Origin of the sequence: Thermococcus sp. (assembly GCF_027011145.1) — an archaeon.
GTDB lineage: Archaea > Methanobacteriota_B > Thermococci > Thermococcales > Thermococcaceae > Thermococcus.
Map to the genome: position 1 here is coordinate 1 of NZ_JALVAO010000009.1, position 11,677 is coordinate 11,677.

12 protein-coding genes and 1 pseudogene are annotated in these 11,677 nt (G+C 47.0%); 10 read left to right on the plus strand and 3 right to left on the minus strand.

Going from position 1 to position 11,677, the window contains the following annotated elements:
- Positions 1-135 (minus strand): annotated as a pseudogene (locus tag MVG27_RS00775) (tRNA (pseudouridine(54)-N(1))-methyltransferase TrmY); the annotation flags it as partial.
- Position 136: 1 nt separating this feature from the next.
- Complete coding sequence (locus tag MVG27_RS00780) at positions 137-520, minus strand: DUF2095 family protein (RefSeq protein ID WP_297555895.1); 384 nt, start codon at positions 518-520, stop codon at positions 137-139.
- Positions 521-579: 59 nt separating this feature from the next.
- Between MVG27_RS00780 and MVG27_RS00785 the strand changes: the two genes are divergently transcribed.
- The 5 genes from MVG27_RS00785 to MVG27_RS00805 all read left to right on the plus strand — a co-directional run bounded on the left by MVG27_RS00785 (position 580) and on the right by MVG27_RS00805 (position 3,737).
- On the plus strand, positions 580-1,008 hold the full coding sequence (locus MVG27_RS00785) for a DUF123 domain-containing protein (protein WP_297555897.1): 429 nt from the start codon (positions 580-582) through the stop codon (positions 1,006-1,008).
- Between the two features lies 1 nt (position 1,009).
- Entirely contained in the window at positions 1,010-1,222 is a 213-nt protein-coding gene (locus MVG27_RS00790; protein WP_297469487.1) for an antitoxin family protein, read from the plus strand.
- Positions 1,191-1,673: a type II toxin-antitoxin system VapC family toxin gene (locus tag MVG27_RS00795; RefSeq protein ID WP_297550843.1), complete on the plus strand. Its 483-nt coding sequence runs from the start codon at positions 1,191-1,193 to the stop codon at positions 1,671-1,673. The genes MVG27_RS00790 and MVG27_RS00795 overlap by 32 nt, the downstream gene beginning before the upstream one ends.
- 2 nt (positions 1,674-1,675) lie before the next feature.
- On the plus strand, positions 1,676-2,434 hold the full coding sequence (locus MVG27_RS00800) for a geranylgeranylglyceryl/heptaprenylglyceryl phosphate synthase (protein WP_297550845.1): 759 nt from the start codon (positions 1,676-1,678) through the stop codon (positions 2,432-2,434).
- A gap of 112 nt (positions 2,435-2,546) precedes the next feature.
- Entirely contained in the window at positions 2,547-3,737 is a 1,191-nt protein-coding gene (locus MVG27_RS00805) for a magnesium transporter (RefSeq protein ID WP_297550847.1), read from the plus strand.
- A 7-nt stretch (positions 3,738-3,744) separates the two neighbouring features.
- Here the strand turns inward: MVG27_RS00805 and MVG27_RS00810 are convergent, their stop codons facing one another.
- Positions 3,745-3,978 carry a hypothetical protein gene (locus MVG27_RS00810; protein WP_297550877.1) on the minus strand — a complete coding sequence of 78 codons (234 nt, stop codon included), beginning with the start codon at positions 3,976-3,978 and terminating at the stop codon, positions 3,745-3,747.
- A 150-nt stretch (positions 3,979-4,128) separates the two neighbouring features.
- Here MVG27_RS00810 and MVG27_RS00815 point away from each other — a divergent pair, with 150 nt between their 5' ends.
- The 5 genes from MVG27_RS00815 to MVG27_RS00835 all read left to right on the plus strand — a co-directional run.
- On the plus strand, positions 4,129-4,974 hold the full coding sequence (locus MVG27_RS00815) for a M55 family metallopeptidase (RefSeq protein WP_297550879.1): 846 nt from the start codon (positions 4,129-4,131) through the stop codon (positions 4,972-4,974).
- A 272-nt stretch (positions 4,975-5,246) separates the two neighbouring features.
- Positions 5,247-7,148, plus strand: a complete 1,902-nt coding sequence (locus MVG27_RS00820) for an aldehyde ferredoxin oxidoreductase family protein (RefSeq protein ID WP_297550849.1) — start codon at positions 5,247-5,249, stop codon at positions 7,146-7,148.
- A gap of 83 nt (positions 7,149-7,231) precedes the next feature.
- Positions 7,232-8,791, plus strand: a complete 1,560-nt coding sequence (locus tag MVG27_RS00825) for an N-6 DNA methylase (RefSeq protein ID WP_297550851.1) — start codon at positions 7,232-7,234, stop codon at positions 8,789-8,791.
- Between the two features lie 214 nt (positions 8,792-9,005).
- Positions 9,006-11,162 (plus strand): hypothetical protein, encoded by a 2,157-nt coding sequence (locus MVG27_RS00830; protein ID WP_297550853.1) that lies wholly within the window; start codon positions 9,006-9,008, stop codon positions 11,160-11,162.
- A gap of 81 nt (positions 11,163-11,243) precedes the next feature.
- The coding region (locus MVG27_RS00835) for a restriction endonuclease subunit S (protein ID WP_297555898.1) at positions 11,244-11,677 on the plus strand (434 nt) is incomplete at its 3' end.

Genomic DNA, 11,677 nt, shown 5'->3' on the forward strand with positions numbered 1-11,677 from the left:
GCCGTGGGAGAGAAGAAAAGCCGAGTTGAGGAACCTGCAGAGGACGTCTATCCTCCCGCTCGTGCCGGGCAAATCGCTAAGCTTGAAGTCTGGAGCGGTTCTGGCCTTGTTTGCCTTTATTATGAAAGTTCTCACCTCAGCCCCTCCCGTGCCTCTCGTACCATCCCCACTCCTTTTTCGGACCGAATGCTCTCACGCCCTTTTTGGCGAGGGTTATTCTCAGCTCCTTCGCAATCTCGTGGGTTATCTCTCCCCTCTCCTCCATCCAGTTTATTATCTCAAGGGCCTCCTCATCGGTCTCGCATCTCCGGAGGAAGTCTATGATGGTTGGCTCGTAGCCAGCAAAGTTTCTAGGCTCTGCTTCCCTTTCCCCCTCCTCCTCGTCCATTCTGAAGGCATCTATGGGTATTCCCTCGCCTTCCAGCTCCCTTGCCAGAGCCGGAAAGCGTCTCTCGAACTCCTCCCTGTCGTACTCCTGCCATGCAAAATCATCAACAGGTTTCTTCTTCCTACCGTCCATATCCACACCGATTGTCGTTGACAGGTGAGGCTTATAAACTCAACTCCCAACGGGGAAACATGAAGGGCTCGTATTTTCTCGTCATAAAGCTCGAGGAGGAAAAAACCATCAGAACCAAAGGGAAAACATTTGAGCTTTTGCCTGGCTACTACGTTTACGTTGGCTCCGCCATGAACTCGCTCGAAAAGAGGGTCAGGAGGCACTTCTCGCGAGAAAAGAAACTCCACTGGCACATCGACTACCTTTTAAAGGAGGCCAGGCTTTTGAGGGCCTACCTGATTCCCAGCGAGGAAAGGCTTGAGGAAACGCTCTCCGTCGAGGTCTCGAAGCACGGGAAACCCGTCCCGGGCTTCGGTGCAGGCGACGTTAAGGTCAATACAAACCTCTATCACTTCAATGAAGAGCCGGATGGAATTCTCGTTGGCATTCTCAAAAACCTCGGCCTGAGCTGGAAAACCGTTAAAAGAGCGGAAGAGATAGGTAAATAAGGTGAGAAAATTGGGAACTGTAGTCGAGGCCATCTACGATGGAGAAACGTTCAGGCCCGTGAGAAAAGTCAAACTTCCAAAGGGGACAAAGGTAAAGGTTATCATCGGTGAGACCCTATTGGACCTTATGGAAGAAATTGAGGGGATAAAGGTCAATGCAAACATTGAGGAAGTGCTTGAAGATGTCAGGGGGCGAAAAAGGGTTCGTTATTGATACCAACGTAATCATCGGGGCTTTCTTTTATGGTTCGGAGTATCCCCAGCTCAAACATTCCAGGGACGTGCTTTCCAAATGCAGACTTGCACTTAGACTGGCCTTCAAAAGAAACTTGGCCGTGCCGATGGTAGCGGTAGTTGAGGTAATCAGTGTTACGAAGAGAATCAGTGGAGACAGTGAACTGGCAATCCGCCTTGGAAATGCCCTGGAAAATTCTGCGGAGATTGTTCCAGAGGATGTTATCTATCCGCTTGCCAAGAAAATCGCATCCGAGGTTTCTCCCTCGGGTTTTGACACATACTTTCTCGCACTGGCAAAAAGCAGAGGATATAAACTGATAACCCGAGATAAATCACTCTGCAATCATGCTCGCGAGGAAAACGTCGAATGCCTTCTGATAGATGATTCCCTTACCGAAAAGGAAATAGAAGCGTTTATGGGGGTGTAAGAATGCTTGAGATTGGAAGGGTCGAACGCTACATCCATGATAGGCTCAAAGATGGAAAACTCCACTTCGTTCTACTAGACCCGGACGACGTTCCGCCGGAAACGGCCGGAAAGATAGCCAAGATGAGCGAGGAAATAGGCGTTGATGCCATAATGGTCGGCGGTTCCACAGGGGCGGAGGGAGAAGTTCTTGACGACGTTGTGAAGGCGATAAAAGAGAACTCAAGCCTTCCGGTGATACTCTTCCCGGGTTCCCACGGGGGGATAAGCAGGTATGCAGATGCTATATTTTTCATGAGCCTCCTCAACTCAAGAAACCCGTTCTTCATAACCGGCGCTCAGGCTCTTGGGGCTTTCCAGGTGAAGCGCTATAACCTGGAGCCCATTCCAATGGCATACCTCATAATCGAGCCCGGGGAAACCGTCGGCTGGGTCGGAGATGCCAAGCCAATCCCGAGGCACAAGCCAAAGATAGCGGCCGCTTACGCCCTTGCCGGCCAGTACCTCGGAATGAGGCTCGTTTACCTTGAGGCCGGAAGCGGAGCAGAAAAGCCCGTTCCTCCTGAGATGATTTCCCTCGTGAAAAAAGTCATAGACGTGCCCCTTATAGTTGGCGGTGGCATAAGAACCGGGGAGCAGGCGAGAAGAGCCGTCGAGGCCGGTGCCGATATAGTTGTTACGGGGACGGCCATAGAAAAGGCCGGTTCCATAGAAAAAGCACGGAAAAAGCTTGAAGAGCTCAACACGGGAATCAAAGGTTAGTTTTTAACTTTCGTGGTTGAACCATAACTTTTTTATAAGCTTTTGGCCAGCCTAAATCGTCAGTATCCCAGAGAATCCAGAAGGGAGGTGATTGCAATGGGAGGTGGAGACGATGACGGTGGTAAAGAGTGCAATGGGAACCTCAAGAACGCTCAGGGGCAAGCTCGGGGACGCGTTTCTGCTATCGTTTCCGGCCCTGTTCCTGTGCCTGATATTTGACTTTGTGGGCGGTGCCGTTCTCGGTAAGAACTGGGACACTATAATGAGCTACTTTCCGATTCTCGTCTTCATAATGCCAGGCCTCATGGATTTGCGCGGAAACATATTCTCTGCTCTGGCATCTCGTTTCACAACAAAGCTGAACCTTGGTCTTATTGAGAACGTCAGGGACTCCGAGGTAACGACGCAGATAGTTATGGCGATTCTGAGCAGTAAAATACCCCTGATAGTGCTCTGGGTCGTCGGCCTGTTCCTTGTCCATAACCTTGTCCAGGACGTTATAGTCTTGCTTATGGTAATCGCCTCTGCGATATTCATCGGTGTTATACTCGGCTATGGGACGGCCATTATTACAATAATCCCCTTTAAGAAGGGTTATGACCCGGATTTAATAGCCGCGCCCCTGATAAGTTCCCTGGCGGATTTGATAACGATGCCGACGATGGTTTACTTTGCACTGCTCTACCTCCATCACGAGGATGCCTTCTACGTCCTGTCATTTACAATGCTGGCCATTCTCATCGCGCTGGCCTTTAAGGCCAAATTCCAGAAGGAACACAAGAGGGCCTTCGGAGAGCTCGCCGCCATAATCGGGGCAATGGCCCTCATCGAGACCGTAACGGGCGGGCTCCTCGTTAAATACGAAAAGATAATCAACGCCGTGATAATCGTCAGCGTCATGTGGCCGAGCGTAAATGATAGTATGGGCAACTTTGGTTCGATAATAGCCGCAAAGGTGTCAACAAAAATACACCTTGAGGGTGTGGAAGCCGTTAAGAGCAGGGAAACCCTCTACGATTTCATCTCTCTCCTGATTCTGGCCCCGATAATAGGCTATTTGACTAATCTAATCTCGATGTGGGTAGTTGTCCATTACATCCACAGACCGGCAAGAATCCTCTGGAACTTCGTCCTCGGATTTCCCTTTGTAATCCTGGTTGCGATGCTTATCGGGTTGGTCGTTGCGATACTTGCCGACAAATACAACTGGGACCCGGACAACGTGGCTATTCCTGTAGTCACGACTCTCAGCGACGTCATAGGGACGATGTTCCTCGTCTGGGTTGCATTAAGCGTGATATAAAAAAGAATCAAGCCTCTGAAAGAACTCTAAAGGACACCTTTCCGTTTTTTACAACTCTCTTAAGCTCCTTAATTAGGCCCTTACCACCAACGAGCTCCATCCTGACCTCAGACATGCCCGTTGCATCAGGTGGGAGGAAGTGTATGTCCCTAACCCTGCCGGAAATCTTGGACAAAAGACGGCCCAATACAACTCCCCTCTCACGATAGGGGAGTTTAATGTTAACTTCAAGTATCTGCATGCCTATCACCGTTTTATTCTTTGAAAGAAGTCCTATAAAACCTTTTTCATGAGTGGGAATTATTGGTCTTCGCCAGATATATTCCCGGGGGTTATCAGAGTCCCGGTGGGTTTTTATCCTGACGCCTCAGACGTATTCCTGGTGATTGCCGTGAGGGCCTTCATTTCCCTCGACCTCGAGGGCCTTCCCCATATTGTCAGCAGGGAGCATCTCTTCGTGAAGGGTGCCCTCTACGCTGAAGCCAGAAAGATAGCGACTGAAATCGTGAAAGTCGTCGCCGAAACCCTGCACCATGAAGAAGGGGTTGAAGAGGTAGTCATAGCCGACAGCCACGGGCCGATGGTTAACTTAATCGTGGAGGACACACCTGGTTACGTTAAAGTCGTGAGGGGATTTCCAAGGCCACTGAGCATGGTCGCTGGAGCCAAGGGCTCGGATTTCGCGATTTTTCTTGGTTATCACGCCAAGGCCGGAAGCGAAAAAGCCACCTTTGACCACACCTACAGCAGTGCCTCGATTGACAAACTTGAGATAAACGGAATTGAAGTGAGTGAGACGCTTCTCAACGCCTACCTCCTCGGCGAGTGGGGCGTTCCTGTTGCGATGGTGGCTGGGGACAAGAGCCTAATCGAGACCGACGTTAAAGAACATCTCCCCTGGGCCGTTGGAATCGCTTTAAAGGAAAGTTTTGGGCGTTACTCTGCCATGAGTCCCGGGATTGAGGGAATCCGGGAGCTCCTCCGCGAGGGAACGGTTGAGGCCTTTGAACGCTTCAAACGGGGAGAGCTCAAACCCCTTAAAACAGAAACGCCCGTTGAAGTCAAGCTACGCTTCCTTAACAGCGCCTACGCGGAGATAGCCGAGCTGTTGCCCTTCGTGGAGAGGCTCGGTGGAAAGACAGTTCGCTTTAGTGCCAAAAGCGTTGAAGAAGCCTACAGAACTATCGAGATCCTGATATTTGCCTCGGCCGGGGTTAATTCAATAGTGAACCGCTAACGATTTAAGCCCAAACTCCAAACCCCTAACGCCCCCGGGAAACCGCGGGGGATGAGCGTCTCGGCGAGCTGTGAGTCCCCTTCGCTCCCCGGGGGCACAGCTTTTCGTTTCAAATTAATAATTGAAAACAATGCCATCAATTTTTGTAGACAGATAGACATAATAGTACCTCCAAGTTAACAAATAGACTTAACATATACAATTCTGTCAAATGTACTTCCTTTCGAAGACCTTATATTCCCCACTCCGAAAAATCTTCGAGGTGATATTTCATGGAAACTAAGGGCGGTTACTGGGGAAAAATCCTAAGGGTTAACCTGACTACCGGAGAGATTAAAGTTGAACCCCTGCCGGAACACTTTCCCAGAAAATACCTTGGCGGAGTTGGTTTTGGAACCCGGGTTCTTTACGACGAGGTTCCCGCCAAGGCGGACCCGCTCGGCAAAGAGAACAAGATGATTATAACCCCAGGTCTCTTCGTTGGGACTGGAATAGGAACAGGTTCAAAGACTGCTTTCAACTTCAAGAGTCCGCTTACCGGCGGTTACGGAAGGGCGATGGCCGGCGCCAAGATGGGCGAGGAACTGAAGAAGGCCGGCTACGACATGCTCATCATCGAGGGCAAGAGCGAGGAACCCGTTCTGCTCATCATCAAAGACGATGAGGTAAAACTCGTTCCCGCTGAGGGCTACTGGGGACTCACAATAGGGGAGGCCAGAAAGAAGGCCAAGGAGGAGTATCCGGGATTCGCAACAGCGTTCATAGGCCCTGCCGGAGAGAACCTGAGTTTAATCTCAATCATCGACACCGACGAAAGGCAGGCCGCCAGAGGTGGGCCCGGAGCCGTCCTTGGAAGCAAGAAGCTCAAGGGAATCCTCGTCAAGGGAACCAAGAAGATACCAATAGCCGAACCGGAAAAACTCCGCGAGCTCATAAAGAAGTGGGCATTCGTTTTCAAGGACCACCCAGCGACCAAGGCAGACATGGACTATGGAAGCGGTGAGTTCCTCGACTGGATGAACCGTGAGAGGGGAACGTTCCCCGTCAGGAACTGGCAGATGGGCTTCTTCAAGAAGGCCTACGAGAAGGCCAAGGAGGAGGGCAGGGAGCACATCTACATCGACCCATACTACTGGGCTCCCAAGTACAGGGTTGGAAGAAGACCCTGTCCGATGTGTAACAAGCCGTGCAGTCAGTACGTCAAGGTAGAGAGCGAGAAGTGGGGCACTTTCATGGTCGACGGTCCGGAGTACGAGACCCTCTACTCCTTCGGTGGCGTTCTCGAGATAGACGACTTCGAGACGGTAGCTTATCTCAACTATCTGGCTGATCAGCTTGGTCTCGACACAATTTCAGCCGGTGTCACCATAGCCTGGGCCATGGAAGCTTACGAACGCGGACTTCTCACCAAGGAGGAAGCAGATGGCCTTGAGCTAACCTTCGGAAACGGCGAGGCCGCTGTTGAAGCACTCAAGAAGATGGCATACCGCGAGGGCAACCTCGGAAAGCTTCTCGCTGATGGTGTCAAGAGGGCCAGCGAGAGGCTCGGTAGGGGAAGTGAGAAGTTTGCACTGCACGTCAAAGGCATGGAACCACCTGCCTATGACGTCCGTGGTATAAAGGGAATGGCTTTGGCATTTGCAGTAAGCGTCCGCGGTGCCGACCACCTCACCAGCGGAGCCTACGGAACCGAGCTCGTAGGTAAGTGGTGGAAGTTTGAGGGTGTTGACAGGACCAAGGGCGAGAACAAGGGATTCGAGATAGCCTTCCATGAGAACCTCATGGCAATCTACGATGCAACCGGAACCTGTAAGTTCTCAAGGCACATGTACTTCCTCGAGGGCTTCCCGGAGCTTGTTGAGGCTGTTACGGGCATGAACATAGGAGAAGCAGAGCTCATGGTCATCGGCGAGAGGATAATGAACATAGCTCGCGCCTTCAACGTCCGCGAGGGCTTCAGCAGGAAGGACGATACCCTGCCGTACAGGATTATGTGGGAGCCGATTCCAGAAGGACCGAGCAAGGGCCTACACGTCCCGCCGTGGGAGCTCGACAGGATGCTGGATGAATACTACCAGGCTCGCGGATGGAGCAGGGACGGAATCCCGACCAAGGCCAAGCTAGTTGCTCTAGACCTGCCCGACATCGCTGAGGACATCGGGGCGGGAATCTGAAGGTTTCTTTTTTGCATCTTCGTTTTTCTACACGGGAGTTAAATATAAGAACCTGCCAGGGTATCCTTTCTTCGGTGTAAGTCATGGAGAGAAAGCTCACCGATTTCATCGGCCATGCATCAAAGAAGGGTAACAGTTTAACCCGCGAGGAGCTTGAGAGGGTTCTTAAGAAGGCCGCGGATTTAATCAGAACAAGGGTAGATTACAAGTACATTCTCCTCCTGCTGTTTTTGAAGAGGCTGAGCGATGAGTGGGAGAAAGAGTTTGAAGAATACGTTGGGAAGCTTACCAAGGAAGGTCTTGACAGAAAGACCGCCGAAGAGCTTGCCCTCAAAGACAGGGAAGCATACACGATTAACTATCCGCCAGAATATCTCTGGAGAAAGCTTCGCGAGAAGGACATCGAGAGCCTTCCTCAGAATCTCTCCCAGGCCCTCAAGAAGCTCGCCGAGCTCAACCCCAACCTGAGGGGCGTCGTTGACCGCTTTGACTTCATGGAGTTCATGCTCCACAGAGACAACGCTGAAATACTCAGACAACTCTTCGAGCTCTTTAGCGGGCTTGACTTAAAGAACGCCTCGCCCGATGTTCTTGGCGATGCCTACGAGTGGATTCTAAGGTATTTTGCCCCCCAGAAGGCCAAAGAGGGTGAGGTTTATACTCCCAGAGAAGTCATTAGGCTCCTAGTTGAAATCCTCAAGCCGGAGCCGGGCGAAGAGGTTTACGACCCAGCGATGGGTTCTGGTGGTATGCTTATTGGCGCTTATCTATACGTCAAGGAACACCGCGGAGCGGATGAGGCTAAAAAGCTCTTCCTCTACGGCCAGGAGGTAAATCCAACAACATACGCTTTAGCCGAGATGAACATGATACTCCACGGCATCAAGTCGCCGAAGCTCGCCGTGGGAGATACACTTCTCAGACCAGCCTTTAAGGATGGCGAAAGGCTCAAGCGCTTCGATGTGGTTATAGCAAATCCGCCCTGGAACCAGGACGGCTACGGCGAGGAGACTCTCAAGAAGGCCGAGTTCAAGGAGGAGCGCTTTAAGTACGGCTATCCTCCGAACAATTCAGCAGATTGGGCGTGGATCCAGCACATGCTCGCAAGCGCAAAAGAGGACGGCAGGGTTGGCATCGTCATAGACAACGGCGCACTCTTTCGCGGTGGAACCGAGAAGAAGATACGGGCCAAGATACTCAAGGACGACCTGCTTGAGGTGGTAATTCTCCTCCCCGAAAAGCTCTTTTACAACACCGGCGCGCCGGGAGCTATAATGATTTTCAACAAGGCAAAGCCAAAGGAGAGAAAGAATAAAGTCCTCTTCATCAACGCCTCGCAGGAATACGAAAAGCACCCGGAGATAAGGAAGCTGAACAGACTTGGCGAGAAGCACATTAGGAAAATAGTCACCGCTTTCGAAAAGTTCGAGGACGTTGAGGGCTTCTCCCGCGTTGTTGACCTCGACGAGATAAAGGAGAACGACTACAACCTTAACGTAACGCTCTACGTCTTCCCAATGGAGGAAGAGGAAGAGGAAGAGATAGATGTTAAGGCCGAGTGGGAAGAGCTGAAGAGGATTAACGAGGAGCTGATGAAGGTTGATGAGAAGATTGAGGGGTATTTGAGGGAGTTAGGGTATTAGATATACATTTTAGCATAAGGTTTAAATTTTCTAAAGTCAATCCTCAATAAAGTTACTCTCTACAACTGTCTGGAGGGTAACTATGTATCGAGTGGAAAATCTCGAATTAGTGTATGATGAAAACAACCATAGTATCAAAAGAGACACGTTCCTTAGCATACTTTTCTATGATCAAAGGGGTAACCTCTTCAATAAAGATAAGTTGCAGAAAGAAGTGAGAGAGGAGATACAAAAAAGAATAAGTAAGTTACAGGATATAACTAATGAAGAAAAATTTCTTCAAGAAGTCCTCAGAGTACTAGGTGAGCTTTATGGTAGTGAGACGTCCAAATTGCAAGAGTTGCTTAGAAAAGACAAGAAAGAACTACTTATTGCTGAGCTTTTGAAATTAAGGTTTCTTGAGGAATTTGAATCATTACCCAAGGATATGTATGAGTTAACTAGTGACCCTAAAGAGTGGGACTTATTAATCCAAGAGAAAAATATACTTGCTGTTAAAAATACAGAAACCAACGAACGATTAGTTTTCTATCCCCTCCTCACAGAGCAACAGGGATATGTGAAGCCATATAATATTGGGAAAACAAAAAATTACAAGTTGGTTCTGATAAAACAAAAGGATAAAAAACTAGAAATCGCGACAACGAGGAGAACAATTTCAAGAGCGATTAGAGAGATAAAAGAAAAAGTTAACTTAGCAAAAACTGTTGACAATATAGAGACTTTCGGGTTATCTCCTGCAGAAATTTTTGAAAAACTGAACAATAGAGGAATTTATGTAACAAAAATAAGACTTTCAGGATATCCTTACTCAATGATGCTTAAGTCTTGGAGTGATATGTATATACCCCTAGGTAGCTTCAATCTTGATAAACTACTTGCGAATCCTGAAGACATAGTCAAACTAAGAGAGATCCACTTAGAATATAGAAAAAAAGAGAAAAATCTTCCATTTACCTTGACTATTGTGAAATCTAAAGCTGAAATTAAAAATGCTCAGCTTGATAAAAAATCCATTGAGAAAAAGTACATTTTTGAGATAAAGGTTTCATTTGATAATGAAGTTAGTGAAGACGATAAAAAGAAGATTATCAAAAGTATCAAGGATGTAGGAATAAGGCTGAATTATCCCTATGAAGTACCGGTTTCATATTATTTCTCAAGAATGATTTTTGATAGACAGAATAGGGGTAGATATTATCGCATTATAAAATCCATGAAAGAAGATGATGAGGTTATAAAGCAACTAGAGACTTCAAAAATCATAACCATAAAAGAAAACTCTCCAAGATTTTGGATACACAAGTTTGGGAAGTTTTTGGAGGAGAAATTCTCTGAGATACTTAATGTCCCAATTATAATCAACAACAAAATCACAGGCTTAACAGAAAAATTTGAAATATTCAATGTAGAATACGTGGAGAGTGAAAAATCACTAGTTATACAGGGAACTAGACAATTTGACTATCCTGATGGGGGAAGTTATAAGTATTTCCTTACCATAGTAATACCCTTAGATTCTCAAAAAAAGAGTCATAAAAAAACACGTTATCAGCGTCTAACATACGTGTTCCTAGATGATGCTAATTTATACGAAATTATATGTAATATCTTAAAAGGAGAAAAATCAAATGCCCTCCTTGAGATTTACCGCAAGGCGGTTCTTTATTTGGACTATTACTACTTAAAAGTATTAGAAAATGAAGCTACTACTGCTTATATGATGCTAAAGAATAAAGAAGAGCTAAAGAATATGTCAGGGGAACAAATTGAAGAAAATATAGCTGTCATCTTAAAATATTTGTATGGAAGTTTTATACCCAAAGGATACAAATACAATGAATCGGAGCCAGATGGAATACTAATTCTTTTTGAGGATTCCAAGGACAAGGCACTCTTTCATACCTACGTTATTGATTCAAAACAACATGAAAGGTTAAGTCGGGATGAGATAAGAAAGATGTGGGAATACTTAAAAGGATATTTACAAAAAATAAGCCTCGGGGATGTAAAATCAAATAAGTTCGGCATATTTATCATGAGTAGATCAAGACTACAAACTAACTCACTAAATCTTCCTGCGAGGGAAGAAATATCCAAACTAGGGATAGACATGGAAATGGGAGTTGTTACTACAGAATTTATTTTAGGCCTGTTTGAGATATATCGTGAACATCGGAATCTTCTCAATGCGTTAGAATTAACAAAGGAGTTAAAAACTGCATTTATATCAGTAGCTAAGAAATCGGTAGAAATAAACGAAGTCTCAGAACTTGTAAAATACGAAAATAAAACACTGGATTGGTTAAAGAAGGAAATCGGAAAACATCTCCCTAAATTCTCTCCTCAATGGACAAGTAGGGAGCTATAAAAAGAGATCGTACAAAAAACAAAATATATTTACTACGGCAAGTCAACAGTTTGCATACTCAATACCACGGAGGCCTTTAACATGGGTATGGATGTTCATATAGAAGACCTCCCTGAGGGATGGTCACTTGTTAAACTAAAAGAAGTCGCTAAAATCCGAGGCAACAAGAGAGTCAGAGAAATAAACAAAGTCGCACTAATACCTATGGAGTTAATTCCAGATTCTGGAATATTTGCAGACTACCGAGTTGTGCCGGTTGAAAAAGTCAAAAGTTCAACTTATTGCGAAGCCGGAGATATCCTTTTGGCAAAAATCACACCTTCATTAGAAAATGGGAAACAGGGAATTGTCCCTTTTGATATTCCAAACGGTTTTGCCTTAGCGACAACTGAAGTTTTTCCTATAGCTCCTGAAGAGGACAAAATTGACAGGTTCTTTCTGTTTTACCTTTTAAAATTTAACAAGTTCCGTCAGAAAATCATTGCCTCAATGACCGGCACAACAGGACGTCAAAG